The sequence below is a fragment of the Methylobacterium sp. PvR107 genome (assembly GCF_017833295.1).
GTDB lineage: Bacteria > Pseudomonadota > Alphaproteobacteria > Rhizobiales > Beijerinckiaceae > Methylobacterium.
Genome location: NZ_JAFIBW010000001.1, coordinates 5,126,664 through 5,146,793 on the forward strand (window position 1 = coordinate 5,126,664; position 20,130 = coordinate 5,146,793).

The 20,130-nt window shown below is 64.8% G+C and carries 23 protein-coding genes and 1 tRNA gene; 16 read left to right on the forward strand and 8 right to left on the reverse strand.

All coding sequences use genetic code 11. The features are described 5' to 3' along the window. Positions 1-67: 67 nt before the first annotated feature. Complete coding sequence (locus JOE48_RS24305; RefSeq protein WP_210033563.1) at positions 68-1,357, reverse strand: glycosyltransferase family 1 protein; 1,290 nt, start codon at positions 1,355-1,357, stop codon at positions 68-70. Positions 1,358-1,499: 142 nt separating this feature from the next. On the opposite strand from JOE48_RS24305, the gene JOE48_RS24310 reads away from it, so the two are divergent. The 5 genes from JOE48_RS24310 to JOE48_RS24330 all read left to right on the forward strand — a co-directional run bounded on the left by JOE48_RS24310 (position 1,500) and on the right by JOE48_RS24330 (position 2,656). Then, positions 1,500-1,577, forward strand: a tRNA-Pro gene (locus JOE48_RS24310). A 184-nt stretch (positions 1,578-1,761) separates the two neighbouring features. Beyond that, positions 1,762-1,971, forward strand: a complete 210-nt coding sequence (locus JOE48_RS24315; protein ID WP_210033564.1) for a hypothetical protein — start codon at positions 1,762-1,764, stop codon at positions 1,969-1,971. A gap of 2 nt (positions 1,972-1,973) precedes the next feature. Further along, positions 1,974-2,180 (forward strand): hypothetical protein, encoded by a 207-nt coding sequence (locus JOE48_RS24320; protein ID WP_210033565.1) that lies wholly within the window; start codon positions 1,974-1,976, stop codon positions 2,178-2,180. A gap of 9 nt (positions 2,181-2,189) precedes the next feature. Continuing rightward, positions 2,190-2,429 carry a hypothetical protein gene (locus JOE48_RS24325; protein ID WP_210033566.1) on the forward strand — a complete coding sequence of 80 codons (240 nt, stop codon included), beginning with the start codon at positions 2,190-2,192 and terminating at the stop codon, positions 2,427-2,429. Next, a complete protein-coding gene (locus tag JOE48_RS24330) occupies positions 2,426-2,656 on the forward strand; it encodes a hypothetical protein (RefSeq protein ID WP_210033567.1) in 231 nt (76 codons plus the stop codon). The genes JOE48_RS24325 and JOE48_RS24330 overlap by 4 nt, the downstream gene beginning before the upstream one ends. Here JOE48_RS24330 and JOE48_RS24335 read toward each other — a convergent pair. After that, positions 2,643-2,894 (reverse strand): DUF6894 family protein, encoded by a 252-nt coding sequence (locus JOE48_RS24335; protein ID WP_245252945.1) that lies wholly within the window; start codon positions 2,892-2,894, stop codon positions 2,643-2,645. The genes JOE48_RS24330 and JOE48_RS24335 overlap by 14 nt on opposite strands. 216 nt (positions 2,895-3,110) lie before the next feature. Between JOE48_RS24335 and JOE48_RS24340 the strand changes: the two genes are divergently transcribed. The 7 genes from JOE48_RS24340 to JOE48_RS24370 all read left to right on the forward strand — a co-directional run bounded on the left by JOE48_RS24340 (position 3,111) and on the right by JOE48_RS24370 (position 8,414). Next, positions 3,111-3,548, forward strand: a complete 438-nt coding sequence (locus JOE48_RS24340) for a MucR family transcriptional regulator (RefSeq protein WP_210033568.1) — start codon at positions 3,111-3,113, stop codon at positions 3,546-3,548. A gap of 578 nt (positions 3,549-4,126) precedes the next feature. After that, positions 4,127-4,627 carry a hypothetical protein gene (locus tag JOE48_RS24345; protein WP_210033569.1) on the forward strand — a complete coding sequence of 167 codons (501 nt, stop codon included), beginning with the start codon at positions 4,127-4,129 and terminating at the stop codon, positions 4,625-4,627. 297 nt (positions 4,628-4,924) lie between these two features. Beyond that, a complete protein-coding gene (locus JOE48_RS24350) occupies positions 4,925-5,251 on the forward strand; it encodes a hypothetical protein (RefSeq protein WP_210033570.1) in 327 nt (108 codons plus the stop codon). A gap of 33 nt (positions 5,252-5,284) precedes the next feature. Next, a complete protein-coding gene (locus JOE48_RS24355; RefSeq protein ID WP_210033571.1) occupies positions 5,285-5,530 on the forward strand; it encodes a hypothetical protein in 246 nt (81 codons plus the stop codon). A gap of 561 nt (positions 5,531-6,091) precedes the next feature. Then, complete coding sequence (locus tag JOE48_RS24360; protein WP_210033572.1) at positions 6,092-6,361, forward strand: hypothetical protein; 270 nt, start codon at positions 6,092-6,094, stop codon at positions 6,359-6,361. A 113-nt stretch (positions 6,362-6,474) separates the two neighbouring features. After that, complete coding sequence (locus JOE48_RS24365) at positions 6,475-7,356, forward strand: ABC transporter substrate-binding protein (RefSeq protein ID WP_210033573.1); 882 nt, start codon at positions 6,475-6,477, stop codon at positions 7,354-7,356. A gap of 803 nt (positions 7,357-8,159) precedes the next feature. Beyond that, entirely contained in the window at positions 8,160-8,414 is a 255-nt protein-coding gene (locus JOE48_RS24370; RefSeq protein WP_210033574.1) for a DUF6894 family protein, read from the forward strand. Positions 8,415-9,005: 591 nt separating this feature from the next. Here JOE48_RS24370 and JOE48_RS24375 read toward each other — a convergent pair. From JOE48_RS24375 to JOE48_RS30525, 3 genes are all read right to left on the reverse strand, one after another. Beyond that, the gene (locus tag JOE48_RS24375) at positions 9,006-10,007 is read right to left on the reverse strand and encodes a phytanoyl-CoA dioxygenase family protein (RefSeq protein WP_210033575.1); all 1,002 of its coding nucleotides are present in this window, start codon (positions 10,005-10,007) and stop codon (positions 9,006-9,008) included. Between the two features lie 70 nt (positions 10,008-10,077). Further along, positions 10,078-12,354, reverse strand: a complete 2,277-nt coding sequence (locus JOE48_RS24380) for a phage tail protein (RefSeq protein WP_210033576.1) — start codon at positions 12,352-12,354, stop codon at positions 10,078-10,080. Between the two features lie 7 nt (positions 12,355-12,361). Then, positions 12,362-12,616 (reverse strand): hypothetical protein, encoded by a 255-nt coding sequence (locus JOE48_RS30525; protein ID WP_245252946.1) that lies wholly within the window; start codon positions 12,614-12,616, stop codon positions 12,362-12,364. A gap of 570 nt (positions 12,617-13,186) precedes the next feature. On the opposite strand from JOE48_RS30525, the gene JOE48_RS24390 reads away from it, so the two are divergent. After that, positions 13,187-13,912: an alpha/beta fold hydrolase gene (locus JOE48_RS24390; protein WP_210033577.1), complete on the forward strand. Its 726-nt coding sequence runs from the start codon at positions 13,187-13,189 to the stop codon at positions 13,910-13,912. Between the two features lie 126 nt (positions 13,913-14,038). Here JOE48_RS24390 and JOE48_RS24395 read toward each other — a convergent pair whose 3' ends face one another. Then, complete coding sequence (locus JOE48_RS24395) at positions 14,039-15,781, reverse strand: hypothetical protein (protein WP_210033578.1); 1,743 nt, start codon at positions 15,779-15,781, stop codon at positions 14,039-14,041. A 337-nt stretch (positions 15,782-16,118) separates the two neighbouring features. On the opposite strand from JOE48_RS24395, the gene JOE48_RS30920 reads away from it, so the two are divergent. Beyond that, a complete protein-coding gene (locus tag JOE48_RS30920) occupies positions 16,119-16,244 on the forward strand; it encodes a hypothetical protein (RefSeq protein WP_280921336.1) in 126 nt (41 codons plus the stop codon). A 308-nt stretch (positions 16,245-16,552) separates the two neighbouring features. Here JOE48_RS30920 and JOE48_RS24400 read toward each other — a convergent pair whose 3' ends face one another. Next, on the reverse strand, positions 16,553-16,831 hold the full coding sequence (locus JOE48_RS24400) for a hypothetical protein (RefSeq protein WP_210033579.1): 279 nt from the start codon (positions 16,829-16,831) through the stop codon (positions 16,553-16,555). A 505-nt stretch (positions 16,832-17,336) separates the two neighbouring features. On the opposite strand from JOE48_RS24400, the gene JOE48_RS24405 reads away from it, so the two are divergent. Together JOE48_RS24405 and JOE48_RS24415 are read left to right on the forward strand one after the other, a co-directional pair. Next, the gene (locus JOE48_RS24405; protein ID WP_245252947.1) at positions 17,337-19,010 is read left to right on the forward strand and encodes a phosphoadenosine phosphosulfate reductase family protein; all 1,674 of its coding nucleotides are present in this window, start codon (positions 17,337-17,339) and stop codon (positions 19,008-19,010) included. 70 nt (positions 19,011-19,080) lie between these two features. After that, positions 19,081-19,281 (forward strand): hypothetical protein, encoded by a 201-nt coding sequence (locus JOE48_RS24415; RefSeq protein ID WP_210033581.1) that lies wholly within the window; start codon positions 19,081-19,083, stop codon positions 19,279-19,281. Between the two features lie 501 nt (positions 19,282-19,782). Here JOE48_RS24415 and JOE48_RS24420 read toward each other — a convergent pair. Beyond that, complete coding sequence (locus JOE48_RS24420) at positions 19,783-20,034, reverse strand: pilus assembly protein PilZ (RefSeq protein ID WP_210033582.1); 252 nt, start codon at positions 20,032-20,034, stop codon at positions 19,783-19,785. Between the last annotated feature and the right edge of the window lie 96 nt (positions 20,035-20,130).

A 20,130-nucleotide genomic window follows, 5' to 3' on the forward strand; every position in this document is an offset into this window, starting at 1 on the left:
TGACGCTTTTCCTTATTCGTCAGGGTAGGAAGGCGCAACTCGGAGGTCTGTCGCCGCGCGGCGGCGGTCAGAGCGCGGCGAGTGTCGGTCCCACGGCTTCGAAATGGGCGGTCCAGTCCGGCGGCAGGTAGCCGTCGAGACGCCCGGCCAGCTCCGCCCGCAGCGGCGAGCCCGGGCGCGCCAGAGCCTCGATGGCCGCCAGCCAGCCCGGCCCGTCCAGCGGGTCGCGAAACAGCGCGAAGCCTTCGGCGATCTCGCGATGGACGCGGATGTCGGACGCGACCACCGGAAGGCCGGAGGCCGCGGCCTCGACCACCGGGATACCGTAGCCTTCGGTGAACGAGGGCATCAGCAGCGCGGTTGAGCTGCGCATCAGCGCGGCGAGACCATGCGTCGAGAGCCCGGTGACCTCGATCACGTGCGCCTGCACGCCGGGGCACCGCTCCAGCATGTCGATGGCGCTCTCGGCCTCCCAGCCGCGCCGCCCGACCACGACGAGGCGGGGCGTTGCGGCGCCGAGGCGTTCGGCCAGCTGCCGCCAGACCTGGAACAGGAGGAGGTGGTTCTTGCGCGATTCGATCGTGCCGCAGACCAGGAAGGTGGGGCGATCGGCCCGAAACCGGGGACCGGTCCGACCGAAGGCGGCCTCGACCCCGAGATGGCCGACCGCCAGGGGTGGTCGCCCGAACCCCTCGGCCGCGAGGAAATCGAGGGTGCGTTCGCCGGTATCGATCGAGTTCACCAGGATCGCGGCAGCGTGGCGGCCGACGGTGCGCATCCGCGCCCGGTGGCGGTCGGCCTCGCCGGCCCGGCCGTATTCCGGGTGGGTGATCGGGATGAGGTCGTGGACGAAGAAGGCCGCGCGGATATCCGGGCGGGTGTAGAGCCAATCGAACCGGCGCGGGTTGTCGAGGCGCAGGTGGGAGGTGTGGAGATAGAGGGTGCCGTGCGGCAGGGCCGCGACCGGGCGGCTGCGCATCGCGATGTCGGCGGTGGTGCGCGCCTGGATGCGGCGGCGTTCGGCGGCGGCGATCCGCGTGCCGGGCACCTGCGCCGTCGGACCGGCCGCCGCATGCGGATCGCCGCAACGCGCCGCCAGCCGCCGGTAGACCGGATCCGAGGCAGAATCCCGGTCCTCGACCCAGCCGGCGGCCACGGCCTCGACGATGGCGAGCGCCTGTTTGCGGTCGAGGACGCGCGGTCCGAGTCCCGTCGAAACGACGCCGAAACCGGGCCCCGACCGATCGAGAAAGGCGCGTGCGTAGGCGAGGTCGACGCGATCGATCCCGGAAGGGCTCGCATGACGCAGGCGCGTGACGAGGCGGGTGAGATCGAAGGCGATCGGTCGGTGCGTCATGATCCTCGAGCGGAAAGGGGGGAATGGCGAACCCCGTAACGGCCCGGAGCAGCGAGAGCCAGAGCCTCGGACACGAAGGTGACCGTCGAAGGGGTTGCACCGGGCGAGTGTGAAGGCTAAGAGCGCCGGGCCTTCGCGGCGTCGGAGTGTAGCGCAGCCCGGTTAGCGCACTAGTCTGGGGGACTAGGGGTCGTGGGTTCGAATCCCGCCACTCCGACCATTAAAGCCCTTGATCTACAAGGGTTTTGCCGCCGAGAGCATCACATCAGCCAGTAAGCCGATGCGGAACGGAGGGTGCACGTGGGGACCTTGGGTCGCCAAATCCACCCACGGAATCCCCCACGGTCTGTTCTGGGTTGGTACACATTGCGATCCTTCTGGCGCATCCGGTGAAGGGTGAGGCCATGGCCGATCTCGCGAACAGCAACTTCGCGCCTCACGGCCCCGAGGTGCAGCGCATGATACAGCGCCTTGAGGGCTTCGCTGATGGGCTCGGCCTGGATAAAGCCCTCACGCGGCAGATCGCCGAACAGGTCCTCGCCGACATGCCGATGCGCACGGACGACGAGCGGCTGATGGAGGCGCGGGCCCGGATGATCGTGGCGTCTGCATAACTATGAGCGACGAAGCCGACGCGGTCCTCGAAGCCGTCGAGGCGCTGAGTGCGAGCGGACGCATCGTCGAGCCGTGGGCTGAAGACGTCATGCTCTGGCTTGTGGATGCCGAGCTTTGGCTGGTCGACGGCGAAGTGCTGACCGACAGCGACCTTTTGGCTTTGGCTATCCGATTGGGACTGATGGACTCGCCTGGAGGCCTACAATAGCCGAGGGCCATGCCCTCAGAACCGACCGCGCCGATTCGCGGCCGTCACCTCGAAGCCTTGCGCGCTGTCGCCGAGAACCCAGGCGGCCTCCGGCACGACGCCTATCCGACTGTGATGCCGGTGCTTCAGGAGCTCGGCTACGTCGAGGAGCGCGCGACCCGTGGTAGGACCGGCCGGCGCGCGTGGCACCTGACACGGACTGGCCGCGAGCTGCTGATCGTGCTCGGGATTCCAGCGAGCGCCGAGTGACCGCCGAGGCGGAGAGCGACCTGCAGGCGCTGGCCGTCATGCGCGCTTGGCACCGCTGGCAGATCGGGCAGGCGCTTAGCGACATACGCACCATCCAGGCTCACGAGCAGGCCATCACCTACCTCGACCTGCTGATCGCCCCGAAGAAGCAGCACGCGGCCGAGGATGAGACGAAGCGGCGGCGAGCGGACCAGGGGGCCGAAGGTGCGCCGCTTAAGCGTCCGTGATCGGGGCGCTGATGCTCACATCGATGCGGCAGACGAGAACACGGGCTTCGTCGAGAACCTCGAGATGCCAAGTGCCGCCGAGCATCCGGCGGCGCGCCTCGTTCTTCAGGATCTCTCCGGCGAGCTGCACGCCCGTGAGTTGCGCAGCGTCATGGCTGATCAACTCCGTGCCTTCGGTGTCGATCTCGCTGCGGCCGTCGTGGACGTTGAAGAAGTAACGCGGCACCCGCGCCTCCACCTAATTTCCTTCGCCGGACAAACCCGAGCGATGGAAGTGGTTTCGGTACGGTTTCAGACAAAACCTGCCCTAGCGCGCTCGCAGGCCGATCAAATATCGAGTTCTTGGCAGAGCAATATCGTCATAGCCGATCGTCAGTGTGATTGAAATTTTGAGTTGCCATCTCTTCGCGATGGCCATAGCTTGTAAGTGGAAATCCCCTAAGAGTGCAGCGAAGTGACTACAGGAACACCTGACCGCGCGTCGGATATCATAGAGCTGACTGGCGGGATCGTTTCCGCATACGTCTCTCGCAATCCCGTCCCAGTCACTGAACTTCCGAAGCTGATCCACAGCGTGCATGCCGCGATCTCGGGACTGGCCTCCGGCGGCATTTCTGACGCGACTGCCTCGGCTTTCGAGGTCAAGAAACCAGGCGCGGTTCAGATCCGCAAGTCGGTCCAAGATGACGGCATAACGAGCTTCATCGACGGCAAAATCTATAAGACGCTCAAGCGCCATCTCTCAGCGCACGGGCTCGACCCACGCAGCTACCGCGAACGGTTCGATCTACCCAGCGATTACCCGATGGTGGCCCCGAGCTACGCCGAACGGCGTTCCGCTCTGGCTAAAGCGATCGGACTTGGCGTGCCGGGTGCGCGCCGGTCAGCGTAGAAGTGGAGCGAGATCTGCGGCCCCGCACAGGTGAGCCGCCGATCCGCTGACCTCAGATCGACAGCAGTGGCACCAAGACTCCAACGCTGGGGAAGAGGCGGGACGGGAGCTTACGCATCGGGCGGCCGAAGGTATCGGCCCAGCTCAGCGGAATGATCTCAGCGCCGGGCAGTTCGATCGGAGCGGCTGTGACCGGCCTTGAGCGGCGAAATTTGGCAGCGCCGATCCAACGGACGACCCAGTGCTCACGCCCGCGGCACGAGGCCGGTGATCGTTCAGGCTGGGACCAGCGCTGAGCCGAGCGAGCGTGGTCGCGCTTACCAAGAGACATGAGCGAGGCCCCCTATCGGGGTTTCGGAGCCCATCTATAACAGGACCGCCAGCTTAGCCCCATCCTCCGTTCCGGTGAGATGCCGAAGCATGCCGGGTCGGGCTGGTCGATTCGCCGCGAGCCTGCAGGAAAGCTGGTACTCAGCGTCGCGCCGCGAACGCCCAGACCGGCGACCCAGCCGCCAAGCCATGAAAAAAGCGGTAGCATCGTGCCTCGACAGCCATGCGGCAGCCGATATTCTGCCGCGATGCGCACGGTTCTCGTTCACCTGTCTCTGGCGCTCTGTCTGGCCTCACCCGCAGAAGCTGTCAGCCGCCGCGATAGCCGCACGCTCGCTCAGGCGGCTTACGTTTTGAGACATGCGCTGCCGATCACATCGACAAGGCTCAAGGTTCTGTCGGCAGACCGCGCCTTGCTGTCCGGCGGCGACGACGGCGCAGTGATCGTGACGCGAATCAACCACTGCTCCTATTCGATCATGTCGAACAGGGTCGGCGGCTACAGGATCAACTTCAGCAGACTCTACGGGACCTTCGAGCGCGAAGGCACGGCCCAAGATGGGCGGATCGTGCTTGCCGGCAGCAGCGAAGCGGCTTGCGCCCTGCCGCTGGACGGCGCCGACCGGTGCGCCACAACCGTCACGCTAAACCGCGGCGCCCTTCAACACGAGGCGGCTCTACTCGCAAGCGTGACTTACCTTCTCGATCAGGGCTGCCGGGCATCCGCTGAACCGGCTGAGCGACCCTAGTTCTGGGCCTTGGCCCGGCCAGTCGCTACGCTGCCCTGCCTCTCGCCGCAAATTCTCAGACCGGCCAGCCCCAGGTCTAACTGTGGTGCCCCCGGTTACGCGGTGCCTCTGGAAATACGGATCGGCGGACAGTCGAGTTTGACAACCCCGGTTCCTGGGCTGCACGCTCAAGCCCGGAGGCTATACATGACCGAGATCCGAGCGTGGTCCCCAGTTTACCGCGTCTCAGTCGAAGCAGCGGTAGCCAGAGCCCGCGAACTCCGGGCGACCAGCGCTGCCTTACGGCAGAGCCTGTCTGTGACGAAGAAAGCCCTCGCTGATGAGCTTAACCGCGCCCGGGCAACGCAGGCCGCGGTCCGTGAACAGCTCGCCAATCTGCAGGCCGTGAAATCCGGAACGGCACCATCAAGGCCGCTTAGCGCAGTTCTCCAGGCAGTGGCCATCCTCGGAAAGGATGAGAGCGACCTCCAAGAGACGATCCACGACCTGATCGTTGCCCATCAGGCTGCGGTAGCCGCAGGCGACGACGACGGACAGCACGCGTTTGCGCGTGCGCTCATGCTGATCGGCCGCCACCTCGCCGCGCAAATCGGTCCGAAGGCCTCGGGTATTGTCCTGAATTAGGGACAGCGCTGAGCAACGATGTCAGGGTGTGATATGGGACAGCAGACCGACGTCGCCCGTATCCTTGAGCGCATCGCTGCCGAACTCGGCGTGCTGGTGTCAGCCTTCCACGAGCAGGAAACGGGCTCGGAAACCGCCGGGGCCATGCAGAACGCCGTCGCGGCGCTTCTCAGCGCGTTCGCCATGGTCCGCGACCCAGCCGAGCGTCATCGCTGCATCGCGCGCGTCGGCGACCAGGCTACGCGGTTCCGTGCCACGAGCGCGGATGGTGAAGACTGAAGCGATCTGCCACCGCATGTGAGGCGCTCTCGGACCTGCGCTCCTGGCACCGCTGGCAGATCGGGCAGAGTATCAGCGACGTCCGCGCGATGCAGACCCACGTATCGGCCATCGTCCACCTCGATCTGCTGATCGCCACGAAGACGCAGCACGCGTCCGCGAATGAGGCGCAGTGGCGTCGGCGTCAGCCTTGAGGGATGCGGCGGTGCGTATGCCGCCGAGAAGCGATTTCGGACCGGTGCCGAGCTGCCCGAACGCGGTTCACGTCAGCGATGCCGAGCGGCCGCGGTGGAGGCTCCCCGGTGAAGGGCATGTGGCTGCGGACGTCGCCGTAGTAGTCCGCTCCGCTCATTCCGAATCCACCAGCGGACACGGGCCCGTCCGTCAGGAGATCGCCGGCGAGAGCGACGGCCGGCAGAGCGGCTATGAGGCTGGCGAGGATCAAAGAGCGCATCATCGGTAAAGGCGAGTGCGACAGGGCGGATTTGAGGCGGCGCATCAGCGAGCGCGAGCTGCGAACTCCCAGACTGGCGGCCCCCAGGTCTGACCCGGATTTGTCCGGTGGCCGCTGAAACGGTCGAACACGATCCGGTTCGGCTCGACGGCGACAACCGGCCGCCCGTTCACCATCAGAACGCCGGCATATTCCACGCGCAGGAAGCCATGCTGCGGATGGACGCCGAACAGCTGCGGCGCGGTTCATTCCAGCCGGCATGCTTCGGTGCCGAACTGGTCGAGGAAGGCCAGCGCGTTCGCTCGCTGGAGCAATTCAGCGGACTTCATGATAGCTTCAGGGCGAACGAATCGACAGATTTGGCAGCCAAGAAATGAAGCGGCGCGAGTTTCTGGCTTCTGGGTCCCTCTACGTAGCATCGTGCAGTCGTGTACTTGGCGCTCAGGCTACAACGGTTCATAGACTTGCCGTCTTGCATCCCTCAGAGCCCTTGGAAAATTTGACCATACACAGTGACAATCTTGTCGGGCACGCCTTTGAGCATCTTGAGAAGCTTGGGTATTTTGAAGGAAAGAACCTAGAGATAACCCGTTATTCAGCGTTAGGATCAACAGAGAAACTTCGAGAACTCGCGTCGATTGTTGTTGCAACCAAGCCCGACGTCATTCTTGCGATTAGCGGCAAGACGGTCTCGCACCTGAGGAAGCTGACAAGCACCATTCCGATTGTTGGTGTGATGAGCGACCCGGTTGCATATGGCATAGTTGGTTCCCTATCGCATCCAGGCGGGAATATAACTGGCGCTTCAGTGGATCCTGGTATCGAAATCTGGATCAAGCGCATGGCAATTTTGAAGGAAGCCCTGCCAAGAATGACCAAGGTATTCTACGTCGCTCCCGACTCCACGTGGACGACAGCAGTCGGCATTGGGGTCAAGGCCGCGGCAGAAAAAACAGACGTTGAGTTGGTCGGACCGCCCGTTGAAAATCCGCATGGCGAAGCTGATTACATAAGAGCATTTTCTGAGGTATCAAAACGAGCGGATGCAATATTAGTGAGTAGCGCGGCGGAAAACCGGACGCATGGAAAGTTGATAGTCAACCTCGCGCAAGATAGCCAACTCCCGGCCCTTTACCCGTATCGCGCCTACGTTAATGAAGGCGGACTTATGGCTCATGATTTAGATATTTCAGACATATGGAACCGAGCGGCAGATCAGATCGCTTGGATCTTGAAAGGTGACAAGCCGGCCGATATTCCGATATACCAACCAAGGCAATACCATCTGGTAATTAATTTAGAAGCCGCAAGAAAAATAGGGTTTGAATTCAAACAGAACCTGATCGCGATGGCAGATGATGTCCTCGACTAGAATGCGCTTACACGTGTTCACTTGGCTCCGCCGTCGGGCGAGTAAAACACAGCCCAAGCGCTTTGCTCACGTCCTGGAGGCTGCGGCGGCCCTGCGGGTCCACGGGATCCTCGTGACGCCGTGTGGGGACGATTTTCAGCACTGGCAAATGGGCGATTTCACAATGACAGAAGCTGATGTGATCCGATTTGCCGTGAGCAGGGGCCTGATCGCTGACGGATAGGCATAAAAAAAGCCCGCCGCGGCAAACCGGGCGGGCTTTGCGCGACTGCTACGGCGAGGCCGCACCGGTGTACCGAAACGGTGCTGCTCTGCCGCTGCTCAGCCCCCTCGACTGATCGCAGCGGGACCCTGACGCGACGAGGTTAACGGTCCGTTGCAGCGCCTGCGATGACCCGGCGCAGAGTGGAAAAAGCCCGCACCGGCGGACCGGGCGGGCTACTCACGCGTCGAGCGTCAAGTGATTGTTCCTGATACCCGGTCAGGAATTGCTAGAGGGCGGCATCGAGTATAGCGTCAAAGCCTGCAGCCTCGTGATTATTCTGATTTTCCTGACTAATGGTCCTGAGTATCATCTTCCGGATATGCCGCCTTATATTTATCGATTGTACGGCTTGGCTATTCCCGTCATATTTTGAATTTACATATGTTGTCATGACGGTCACCCAAGTGCTAAGACTATCCTGACATTCAACAACCTACAACCGCGTGCATTTTATAGAGTAAATTAGTTTGTACTTCAATATCGCGTCGCTCGCATTGAGAAATGTCATGTTCTCTCGTGACGGCAATCGGGGGCAAGCATGCTCAGATGGTTCTATTTCGACGTCGACAACGGCAAGGAGACAATTCGGGACGACGAAGGCGTCGAGGCCGAGGATCTGGAGCAAGCGCTGGCCGACGGGCGTAGCGTCATCGTCGAGATAGCGGACGATCTCGGTGTCACTGATCTCAACCACCCGTGGACGCTCGTCGTGCGTGATGAGACAGGATTGGCGCTCGCGCACGTGCCGATCGGAGTATTCTCCAGCTCAGCCCGGATGCCACGTCGAGGCTGAGCAGCCGCTTCCATTACGTCGGACAACCGCAAACAACACGGCCCGCGCCGGCAAACCGAGCGGGCTGAGTAGGATAGGCCGCCCCGCCAAGGTGCGGTTTCATGAGCGAATCGTAGCAGGGCAATGGCCAAAGAAAAGCCCGCCGCGGCGCTGCCGGGCGGGCTCTCCCGGATCCATGCCTGAGGGGTGATGGGCTTGGATCCGGGCGGGCTTTTAGCCGGATCATGGCCAAAGAAAAGCCCCGCGCAGCGGTGCCGGCGGGGCTGAGTGTGGGGTCTGGGGAGGTGCCTATGGTAGCGGCTGGAATCGTCCGGGCATCACTGGTTTGGCGGATCGCGCGCACGAAAAAACCGCCTCGGCCGGAGCCGGGCGGTTGAAGGTTGTCTCGCTGGGGTATCGAGTGTTGGGTCTACGCGCGGGCGGCGCGGCGGTTCCGGCTACACGAGCGTCACCGTCTCACCGAACTCAGCCGGGAGCATCGCGGTCGACAGTTTCGCGTTGTGCCCGTCCGGATACGGGGAGCAGAGCCGAGAAAGGTGCGAGCGACCCCTCCGCGGCGTTGAGCCGGGCGGGCAATGATCTCGGAAACGATCAAATCATCCGCAATCCGCGCGCTTCGAAGAATGAGGAGAACTCATCAGGGATGATTGGACGCTTTGTATTGCTGATGACGTCATATTCGTCGAGCCACTTCCTATAGGCTCGTGTTTCTTCGTTGTTCGGCCCAACGATGAAAAACATTGCAAGCTTACGCTCTTCTTGCGTCTGCGGCCGGATCCGTGCGGGCGAAGCCCGGTGGCGTGACCTCATATGGAAGATCGTAGCGTCGCCGGCCTTTGATGCGATCGTTGCGCCTTGAGCGTACCAAGGATCTTCTTCGTCCTCCAAAAACTCGTCGATGCTGAAACCACGCTCGATGCGGATCTGCTTCGATAGAGGATCGTCGTAGATGTAGCTGCGCGGTACGATATCAAGCCCGCCGCCGTGGTCGCCATTTTCCTGCAGGTATATGGCCATGTTGGCTGTCATGAACTTCGGCGACCAATGGAAAGTATGCCGACCCTTACCCTCTGCCGACGTCATGTCGGTGTGCCATCCACCAAAGCTTGAGTCCTGTAGGCCGAATTCATTCACGAACAAGAAATCGTCACCGAAAATATTCTTCAGTGTTCCAATTAGCGCATCACTCTCGAATATCGGCCGAAATGCGGGATCGAACAAAACGGTTTCAGACATGAAACTGGAAAATGGCGGTTCATTGGGTGGCAGCAAGTCCATCGCGACTTGACGCATGTTCGCGACCGTCTCCGGCGGCAGCACCTTGGGCACGGTGACGAACCCATTTTGGCAATAAGTCCGCTGCGGGACTGCCGTCTCGACGGGCACCCAGGTGCGACTGCAGAAGCGCGCTCCCTCAGGCTGTGACTGCGTGGCTGGCGGCACAGGTTCGACTGTAGGTACAGGGGCTGCTTCGCCGGCTGCTTCGACGGCCGGTTCGATCGGCGGCTCAACTGCTAAAGGGCGAGCGGCCACATCGACCGGGGCCGAAGTTGCACGGCTACGCGAGAACGCCGATCTCACGATGTTCAGCATGTGTTGGGTCCAAGCCAAGAGTCGCAAAACCCTGCGTTGGATCGCCTGCCGGTTCAAGATGCGACCTTGGTCAAAAATTTTGATCTGAAACCGAGCACGAAAAAGCCCCGCGCGGCGGTGCCGGCGGGGCTGAGTGTGGGGTCTGGGGAGGTGCCCTGCGCTGCCGCCGTGAGATTCTCCTCCGCCACGCCCAGGAGCGCGACGGCGTCGGCCGTGTAGGTCCCGCCCGCGTGGAAGCCGGCGCCGAACAGGCCGAAGAGCCGGTCGGCGGCCTTGATCGGCGGCGGCGCACTCGGCGTGCCCCGTGCGGCTCGGGCGCTGCAGCTGGCGATGGGTCCGCGTTTTCCGGCCGCATCGCCCCCGTAGGCCTCACCTGGACGATCGGCTGCGCGCCGGAACCCTGGACGTGCAGCGGCGCGCCCGGTTCGGTCACGCCCGCGAGCCCGACATCGCCCGTCCCGGCCGAAACCGTCATGGCCGTCCGGAAGGCCGCACCGTCCGGGCTCGTCTTCACAATGAGGTCGTCGCTGCCGAGCGTGCCGAACAGGACCCGGCTCGCGTAGCCGGTCTGCAGGACGAAGCCGGCGTCGTTCGCCGCAGCCTTTTTGTTGAGGGTCAGGCGCATGTTGCCGGCGCCCGGCGTGACGTCGTCCCAGGAGAGCAGGGCGGCCTCGGACTTCACCGCAAGGCGGTTGTTGGCGTCGGCGGCGGTTTTCATGCCCAGCACCGGCACGCCGGCCTTCAGGTCGCCCGCGGAGACGGCCGGGTGGCCGCCGGGCGTCACGCCGTCGTGGACGACGAGGCGCCAATTGGTGGTGTCCGTGATCGTGCCGATTTCGACGAAGCTGGCGCCGTCGCGCGAAACCCAGACATTCGCCCCGCCCCAGTACGGGTCGGCATTGGCGCCGGAGGCCGCGATCCACACCTGCGCCACGCCGGCCGTGAGTGCGGCGGGCGGCTCGAAGAGCAGCGGATCGTTGACCGGCGCGGGCGCCCGGTCGCGGTTGATCGCCGATCCGGTCGCGCCGACCCTCGGGTAGGCCGCCGCGGTCCCGCGCGGGAACTCCTCGGCCGTAACGGTCAGGAGCCCGTCCTCGTACTCCTCGATGGCTGTGATGCGCACCGGTGCCCGGGCGAGCCCGAGCCCCGGGTCGGTCAGGGACACGACGTCCATCGGCTCCAGGAGGCAGAACGCCCAGGACAGGCGGAACGTGTAGGTGTTGCGGATGTAGAGGGCGCGCTGCAGGGCGAGCTGCGCCACGAGGCGACCGATGGAGAGCGCGCAGATCTCGCGGGCGGTGATCGTCCCCCCGACCTTCAGGCCGTAGCGCTCGATCGCGCCCTGGTCGCGCGCCTCGACCGTCGTCGCGGTGTAGCCGTGGCTCCGGTCGGAGCACTCGACGCGCTGGACGTTGGGCAGGCCGTAGGGATCGCTGCGCGCGACCCGCACCGGATCGTCGCCCTCGGCGGCCAGGACGTCGTCGTCGGTGAGGTCGTAGACCGGCGCGACGTCGGGCACGTAGGTGATGCGGGCCCCGGTGTGCGTCACCCCGGTCACGACCTGGTCGCCGTAGGGAACGATTCTGAGCCGCGCGCCCGACCACACCGCCGCGCTGTTGGTCAGCCGCAGCCACCGCGCCAGGATCGAGTTGGCGGTCTCGGCGTCGGTGAGCGCCGGGCTGAGCCCGAGGCCGAGGGCCGCGCGGTAGGTCTGGTAGGACGCATCCCCCGAGGCGCCGAACAGGGCCGCGCCGCTCAGCGCGCTAGCTGGCAGGCCGACGCCGTACTGCGCGTTGGTCAGGAAGTCCGAGATCAGCGCGGCCGGGTCGGCATCCTGCCCGAGCGACCCCGCGGTGCCGGCGAGCCGCCCGACGACCTCGAAGGCGATGGAGGAGATCGTCGCGCTGGAGCCCAGGTCGAAGTCGGGCGAGGCGAGGTAGGCGGTGCCGTTGTAGGGCAGCGCGGCGGCCGGGTAGCGGGCCAGCGCCGGTCCCCAGGGCTGCTGCGGCGTGTCGCCGGGGATGAGGCTGAGGAAGTTGGTCGGGAAGGGCGTGACCGACTGACCGCTGAAGACCTCGCCGATGCCCTGGACCGGCCCCTCGGCCAGGCCGAACATGATCCAGGTCGAGTAGGTGTAGCCGGTGACGCCGTGGCGACCGCCGCCCTTGCCACCCGCCTTCTTGCCGCGCTGCGCGTGCGTCTGGCATCCGTCGGACCAGATGACGTTCCGGGCGATGCGGTCGGTCCCGTAGACGATCGGGATCGGCAGCGCGCTTGAGGCGGTCTGGACCTGCAGGCCGGTGTAGTCCGGCCGGACGGTGCGCTTCTTCCCGCCGAACAGGCTCATAGCAGCCTCAGACCGGGTCGGCCTCGGTGGTCGCGCGGGCGGCCCAGAGGCTGAAGAAGCGTGGGCGCCGACCGGGCTCGGCGAGGACGGGATTGCGCATGATCGGCTCCTCGATCACGGCCTGGGCCGGCGAGAAGGCGTGCACCAGGGTCAGCGGCTCGGTCACCGTGACGATGCTGCCGTGGGCGTAGGCGCGGCCGTAGCGGAACACCGCGACATCGCCGGGCTGCGGGCGGGTGACCTCGGAGGCGCGATCGAACACGAAGCCGAGGTAGCGCTCGTCGTCGCGGTGGAGGTGTCAGTCTTGCGGGTAGGGTCGCGGATCGAAGCCGGGACGAGGCCGGCATCAACAAACGCGCGCGCGAGGAGCATGCCGCAATCGACGCCGACGCCGCATAGGTCGGTGCCGGGATGGTCGGGCGTGCCGATCCAGGCCCGGGCCTCTCGCACGAGGATCCGTCGCCCTTCGTCTTGATCAAGCATGCAATTGCCTCGACGTGCCATTTTCGCAGGCACATCACCGCACGCCGAGCCGTGCATGCTGAGCAGCTGACCGAGATCAGTCGTTCGGATTTGACCCTGGATTCAGGCTCAGCAGGTCGGCTTGGGGTGGTTTCGAGACGGTCCGTTTTCGGACGACAGCGCCTTGAAGCGGACATCGCCGCCGGGGCCGGTTTCAACCCACATAGGCCGTCCGCGGCTCGGAAGCTCAATCTGAACGCCGACGCTCTATGGAACGTCTATCACGCGCTACGTGATCGAACCGCACCTGAAATCATCCTGTAACGAGGCATGACCAAGAGACACCGACGTCCGCCAGAAAGGGTGTCGAATGGCCATCTACATACTCGTTGCTGGATCGTGGCACGGTAGTTGGTGTTGGTCGCAGGTCGTGCCGCTGCTTGAGCGAGCCGGACATCGCGTTCTGACACCCGATCTGTACGACGTGATCGCCGGTGAGCACTCCGTGGCAGAACAGCCGCTGCAAGCTTGGGCGGATCAGATTGCCGCGATTACTGCCGCCCAGAACGAACCGGTTGTTCTCGTCGGGCACAGCCGCGCCGGCCTCATCATCAGTGAAGTGGCCGAACGCATACCTCATAAAATCGAGTCACTCGTTTATCTCTGCGCCTTTCTCCTCAAGGATGGCCAGACGCTTAATGATATTGTGCAGCAATCGTCCAATGCAAAGGCGTTTAGCAAGGCGCTAATTTTTGGTGATGACGAAACTTGTACGGTCAGTCGCCAGGGCGTTAAAAGGTTTTTCTACAACGAAACGCCAGAACCGCTCGTGCAGTTCGCGTGCGAACGCCTTATTCCCGAGACCACCAAGATTTGGTCGGCGCCGATCCACGTTACTGGGCCTCGCTTCGGGTCGGTCCGACGAGCCTACATCACGTGCGCGAAAGATCAGGCGATCCCGCTCGCCCAGCAGCAAGCCATGCAACGAGCCACTCCCGTTTCGCACACCGTCACGCTGGAAAGCGATCACTCGCCATTTTTTTCCCAGCCGAGCGAATTGGTCGCTGCGCTTGAGCATGTTCGGCAAGCAGTCTGAGCGAGGAAGAACTTCCGGCGACGGTAGCAGCGTCCGCTTTCCAGCAGTGCCTCTCCAAGCCGTTCCGACCGGGTTGGGTCGCAAGCGGTCGTAAGTGACCGTACGCAGGCAGAGGATCTGAGCGTCTCAGCGCGCGAGCGCGAGCTGCTGCGGGTTCTGGTGCGAGACCTTGATCAGAAGATCCGCGCGCGCCTCCGGGCTCATCTTAGCCAAGTAGTCGCGGATCGCCTCAGCTGACAGAGTTTCAGATGCACTTGAGGCACCCTCACTGCCCTTCGTGACCGCGCGGCCCACGAGGTGGCGCGGCACGGGCTGGTCCCCCACCATCTTCGCCAGCGCCGCGATCTGCGGCAGCACCTCGTCGGTTAGCGTTTTCTGCAGCGCATCGCGCTGGTCGGTCATCTTGGCGAGTTCGGCGCGCACCGCCTCAATCGCATCGTTGCCCTTGGCGAGGTCACCGCCGGCGGCCTTCTCGGCCGACTCGCAGGTCGCCCCGAGGCCGCAGGCGTCGTCGTGCATGCGCTGGAACCGCTCCTGGTCCGCCTGGCTGTTACGCGCCCCGATCTCGGCGAGCGCCCGACCGGCCGCACTGTCACCCGCGACCGCCGTCACCAGCGCGTCGTAGGCGGCGGCGGACAGCGGTCCTGCGGCCAGCGCCATCGCCTCGTTGGTCGGCGCACCCTCCATTAGGTCCGACATCTCGGCCGCGACCATGGCCTGCAGGAGGGTCACGCCCTGAAGCGCCCAGGCCTTCATCTGTCGGGGCAGCGCCGCATCGCCGTCGGCGTAGACCACGTCGAACACCGCCGAACCGACCATGCTCTTGATCTCGCTCAGCAGCACCGCGAGCCGCGAGACGCCGTAGAGGTCCTTGGCGAGATCCGACCCGTCGGTCGCCTCGCCCACATCGGCGCGGGGGCGCCTGCGCGGCCGCCGCGGCTGCGCCTCGGCTTCGGAGGCGGCCGCTTCGCCGTCGGCGGCCCCGAGCCGCTTGCCGAGATCGGACAGGGCGTCGATCACCGGCTCGGCCGCGACTCGGGCGGATGCCGCGGCCTCAGTGCGGGCATTGTGGGCGCGTGCGTCCGCCTTCTTGGCGAAGGTGCTGCCATCCTTCGCCTTCCACACCTGCTCGACCTCGCTCTCGCCCGCAGGAAGCGCTACCGGGTTCGCAGGGGAGGGGACGGTCGGTGGCTCGGAAACGGACCGCGCCTTGGCCAGCGCCTCAGCCTCCGCCGCTGTCACCAGGCCCTCACGAGGCGGCGCCACCAAGTCCCCGACCTCATCCAACCGACCGGCTGCCGCGGCCAGTTCCTCGGCCTCGGCAAAGATGGCCGCGTTGGTCGGCTCGGGCGGCGGGGCGATCCGCACGGCTTCCGCGAAAGCCCGCGTCTCGGCCGCGCCGTCGGCCTTCAGCATTTGGAACGTCGCCGAGGGCAGGCAGGGCAGGTCCACGAGGCTGACCTCGCTCGGATCGGCCGTGTAGCGCATCAGGCCGTCCTCGCCCCGCCAGCGCTTGGCGTAGGCGCCGCCTTGCGAGACGCCCGTGTAGACGCCCTCCTCGACCTTCTTCCAGTCCGCGTCGTCGACCACCTTTGCGCAGATCTCGATCTGCTTGGCGTCGTCGTTGAAGGCGATCTGCGTAACCTTGCCGGCCGCGACCTTGCCGTGCATCGCCCGCAGGTTGCCGAGCGAGCGGCCGTCGGTCGCCTTGACGATGCCGCCCGACCATTTCTCGTAGAACGGCTTCGTCGAGGCGTAGTCGCAGACCTCGCCGACGCGATCCGGGACCTCGGCGGTGGCCAGGCCGTAGACGAGCCGGTTGGCTGCATCGACCTTCGTCAGCGGCAGGAACAGGGACAGCTCGGGCATGACGGGCTCCGGCGGGAGGATAGTTTCCGATCGACCACCGGTCGTGTTTGACGTGGACCCAGCGTCATTCTGCGACTTTCACGCGGGTGCGGTGGCGGTTCGCCTTGACGTTGCTTGAATGCTCTGCGCGACCGGCGTAGCTCTCAATCAGGCGCGGACTCGTCGACCGTTTCGGACGTCAAGCCCAAGGGCGATCGCGAGATCGGGCACGGGGCGTCAGCGGGCCGCGCCACCTCTAAACCCCGACCTTGTAGAACGTGTGCAGCGTGAGCGATCCCGTCCGCTTGCGCACGGCCAGAACGGCCTCGTACGTCTGCCCGCGCATCTGCGCTTGTGGGTGAAGCGCCTGCACCGGGATGAGGCGCAGATTGCGAAGGACGAGGCGGCGGTCGGCGCCTTCCTCGGCGAGGTCGAGGCCCGAGTCTCGCGCCTCCTCGCCATCGGCTCGACGGAGGCGGCGTGATGGCGCGCGTGCCTTGCCCCCACTGCACCCGCATGATGGGCGACACCGAGGCGCTGTTCTCGCACGTTAACGCGAAGCACGGGCCGAAGGCGGCTCGAGTCTGCGTGCCGGACCATCCAGCCTTCGTGCGCGAGGCCCAGCGTCGAGCCGCCGATCAGGCCCGCCGCGACCGCGAGCCCAGCATGGCTGACCTCGTGATCGAGGCTACGCTGACCGGACCATGGGCCTGCCCGTCGATCGCGACATCGCGGAGATGTTCGATGTCTGAGGGCAAGCGCACTGTTCCTCTCTGGCGGAGTCAGATCGCTCTACTGGCTCGACCCTGTGTCGAGCTTCCGCACCGCACGGACCGACTTCGGCGGATCGACCTGCGAGCGGGCCTCGATCCGGTGCGACATGCGTCCGACGCCCATCAAGGATCGCAGCTTCGCGGTCACGCCGATGAGGACCAGCAGCCCGATCACCAGCGCGAAGACGGTCAGCGTGTGCTGGATCGCGTCGTCGTACTGCCGTCCGGCGTGGACGATCAGCCAGCCGACGCCGACGAACGCGGCGGCGCAAATCAGCGGGATCGTTGGGTCGGACATCACGCGGTCAACGGTCAGCGCCCTAGCGGAGTTCAGTGGCTCCGCGTCGCGCCCCTACCGGCTAGGGGAGAGGGAGTGGCGAGATGAACGCCTTAATCTTCGAGCGTGCGCATCTTGGCTCTTCCGTAGAAATTGGATCCGTTCGCTATACTTGCCTTCCCAGCACTAAGTTTTTCAAGCGACCCGTTCAACTCGGCCAATTGAAAGGCTCCAATGATCACGAGGAACATCGCGCATATAAATGCCAAGTCCCAGCCAAATTCTTTGGTAAGAACTGGATTCTGCCGACAAATCCTAAATGTAACGTACCCCATGGAGGTTATAAGAGCTGCAACACTTATAGAAATCAGCATAGAAGCCGAGAACATAACGATCACCCCCGGAGTAATATCAAATTACATCCCGGTAGCAATTTTAAAATTGATAATAGTCAAATTCTGCATTGCGTGACATACTGCTGCAGCGCAGCGAGATTATTTGCCAATCCCATATTTGGAGCGGCGGCATGAACGCGCCTGCACCGATCCTCCGCGGCTCGAAGCAGCATGACCTCTTTGCGCTGACGGCCGAGCGCCCGGTCTACGATGACGCCGTCGAGATGACCCTGATGTCGCTTGCCGAACACGGCCCGAAGCACGAGCACTGGGCCATGGCCTGGTCTGGCGGCAAGGATTCGACCGCGACGCTGACCCTGATCGTCCACCTGATCGAGGCTGGCCGGCTCGCCCCGCCGAAGACCCTGACCGTCTCCTATGCCGACACCCGGCAGGAGCTGACGCCGCTCGCGATCGCTGCGGCCAACGTCATGGCGCGGCTGGCCCGCTTCCCGCGGATCCGGCTGCGCGTGGTCACCGCGCCGCTCGACCGGCGCTTCCTCGTCTACATCCTCGGCCGGGATGTCCCGCCGCCGAACAACAACATGCTCCGCTGGTGCACTCGGCAGAACAAGATCGACCCGATGGCGGCAGCGATCGAGGCCGACCTCGCCGGCCTGCCCGAGACCGACACGGTGCTGACGATCATTGGCGTCCGGCAGGGCGAGAGCGCGATCCGCGACAAGCGGATCGAGATGAGCTGCTCGAAGGATGGCGCCGAGTGCGGCCAGGGTCGGTATCAGCAGGTCCTGCCTGACATGAAAGGCGTCCGCGGCCGCCTCGCCACCCTCGCGCCGATCCTGCACTGGCGCGTCTGCAACGTCTGGGACTGGCTGCGGATCTACGCGCCCATGCGCGCCTATGGCGGCTGGGCGACGGCGATGCTGGCCGACGCCTACGGTGGCGACGAGGCCGAGGAGGCGAACGCGCGCACCGGCTGCGTCGGCTGCCCGCTCGCGTCTCGGGACAAGGCTTTGGCGGCGGTCGTCGCGCTGCCGGCCTGGTCGTACCTCGCCCCGCTGCTCGGCCTGCGCACTGTCTACCGCGAGCTGCGGCTCGCCCGGAACAGGCTGCGCCAGCCCGGCGGCGAGACCCGCAAGGACGGAACGCTGGTGCCGAACCAGCAGCGGATGGGCCCGATCACCCTGCCGGCGCGCGTCGACGCGCTGGAGCGGATCCTCGCCATCCAGGCGGCCCGCAACGCCGACGCTGATCGGCTCGGCCGGCCACGCGTTGACCTGCTCAACGCGAAGGAGGAGGCCCGCATCCGAGATGCTGATCGCTGCCGGCACATGGCCACAGCGGTGGACCGGCGACGAGCCGACCGCAGATGTGCCGCTCGATGTCGTCTTCTCAGACGGTTCGGCACAGCCCCTTCTCATCGGAGCCAACCTTTGAACGCGCCTCTCGTCATCGCCAGCTTCGCGGGTGGCGGCGGCGCCTTCGAGGGCATTCGGGCCGCAGTCGGCAGGCTATCCTGCGGACCGAGATTCCAGCTGAAGCCGCTCACGTCGCGCTGGAGTAGATCGATCGAGCGGCGTCTATGCCTCAGACACAGCCTCATCGTCTCCACCAGTCGCCCCGATCGCTCCGCCCGGCCGGTAGGCGTCGAGCGCCACATAGGCCTCTGTGTCAGTCAGTCCGACCCGCTCCATGTCGGTCAGAAGCGCCAGGATGTCTGCGTCGACCGGCTCACCGGCCTCTTTGCGAGCGATGAGACCGTTGATCATCACCATGTCGTCGTTCGGCTCGTCAGCAACTTCGGTCGTGGTGGGAATGGCCATGACGGGTCTCTCAGGGGGTAGCTCCGGGACCTAGGGCGCGTTGGGGCACCTGGCCACAAGCAGACACTAACCGAAGCCGCCGAGTATCCCCATGGCCGAGTCCAGCACCATCATACGCGCGAAGATCGAGGCAGCCGCCGCGGCGATCGCCAACGCCAGGGGCGGCCGGCGCTGCGCGCCGGAGATCTGTAACGTCCTCGCCATCCTGCCGCAGACGCTGAAGGACGAGGTCCTGGAGGATTCCGAGGCCGCGCTGAAGGCCGCCCTCGCGACGGGAGGAGCCCGTGGCTGAGAAGCTTCTGACCTCTGAGCAGATCAACAGTGCTGGTCTATTCGCGCCGGGGTACGCCGTCGGTGGGCTGCCTCGCGCCCGAAGTCTTCCCGTCTGGAGGCCGCTTCTGTGGTCCGCCGTCCTCGATAAACTTCTCCCGGCTGGCTTTTTCTCGCTCCGCGACGTCCTTCAAGGCCGGAGCAACTCTGTCGTTTTCGCCGCCAATCATCACACTCTCCCACTCCCTCTTGAGAGCGACGGGCGACTACAGCCGTGGCGTGGCCAGATGCTGTCTGTGGACCGCCGGTCCGCCGTCCGCTCGATCCGAAATGAAGCGATGAACAGCTCTGTACGTTCCGCCGCCAACAAACGAAGGAGGCTGCTCGTGGCTGAGCTTACTGTCAGCGCCGCCTACCTCGCCGACTGCGCCGAGCGTGAGGTCCGCCAGCGGCAGAGCGCCTACCCGCGGTGGGTCGAGAACGGCCGGATGACGCAGCAACTCGCCGGGCGCCAGACCGCGCTTCAGAAGACGAACGCGACGCCGATCTTACGGCCGTCTCGCCAGATCGTCTGGCAATTACGATCCACGAAGAGGGAGGGCGACACGAGGCGGAATCGGCTCGGCAACTCCGTGGCAGTCTCGACTTCGAGCAGAGCACCGAACTCGCTCAGGTTCCAAACGAGGCAGTCCACCGCATCCGGAGTGTCGCCGACGAAGATCGAACCTGTCTTGAAGCCATTCCTCCGTAACTGCCGGCGGCGCTCATTGAGCACGGAACGCCTCCTAGGCCAGTCGAAATCTGACCAGGCCACAAGCGACTTAACGCGCTGTGTGTTTCTGGACGATGCGCTCGACATCGCGGGGGCGAA

Bases quoted from the DNA above. Each gene is read 5' to 3' on its own strand.
- JOE48_RS24400 (WP_210033579.1), bottom strand. From the start codon at position 16,831: ATGTCCGACCCAACGATCCCGCTGATTTGCGCCGCCGCGTTCGTCGGC.
- JOE48_RS24315 (WP_210033564.1), top strand. From the start codon at position 1,762: ATGGCCGATCTCGCGAACAGCAACTTCGCGCCTCACGGCCCCGAGGTG.
- JOE48_RS24415 (WP_210033581.1), top strand. From the start codon at position 19,081: ATGGCCGAGTCCAGCACCATCATACGCGCGAAGATCGAGGCAGCCGCC.
- JOE48_RS24390 (WP_210033577.1), top strand. From the start codon at position 13,187: ATGGCCATCTACATACTCGTTGCTGGATCGTGGCACGGTAGTTGGTGT.
- JOE48_RS24405 (WP_245252947.1), top strand. From the start codon at position 17,337: ATGAACGCGCCTGCACCGATCCTCCGCGGCTCGAAGCAGCATGACCTC.
- JOE48_RS24395 (WP_210033578.1), bottom strand. From the start codon at position 15,781: ATGCCCGAGCTGTCCCTGTTCCTGCCGCTGACGAAGGTCGATGCAGCC.
- JOE48_RS24380 (WP_210033576.1), bottom strand. From the start codon at position 12,354: ATGAGCCTGTTCGGCGGGAAGAAGCGCACCGTCCGGCCGGACTACACC.
- JOE48_RS24305 (WP_210033563.1), bottom strand. From the start codon at position 1,357: ATGACGCACCGACCGATCGCCTTCGATCTCACCCGCCTCGTCACGCGC.
- JOE48_RS24355 (WP_210033571.1), top strand. From the start codon at position 5,285: ATGGGACAGCAGACCGACGTCGCCCGTATCCTTGAGCGCATCGCTGCC.
- JOE48_RS24370 (WP_210033574.1), top strand. From the start codon at position 8,160: ATGCTCAGATGGTTCTATTTCGACGTCGACAACGGCAAGGAGACAATT.
- JOE48_RS24375 (WP_210033575.1), bottom strand. From the start codon at position 10,007: ATGCTGAACATCGTGAGATCGGCGTTCTCGCGTAGCCGTGCAACTTCG.
- JOE48_RS24325 (WP_210033566.1), top strand. From the start codon at position 2,190: ATGCCCTCAGAACCGACCGCGCCGATTCGCGGCCGTCACCTCGAAGCC.
- JOE48_RS24320 (WP_210033565.1), top strand. From the start codon at position 1,974: ATGAGCGACGAAGCCGACGCGGTCCTCGAAGCCGTCGAGGCGCTGAGT.
- JOE48_RS24345 (WP_210033569.1), top strand. From the start codon at position 4,127: ATGCGCACGGTTCTCGTTCACCTGTCTCTGGCGCTCTGTCTGGCCTCA.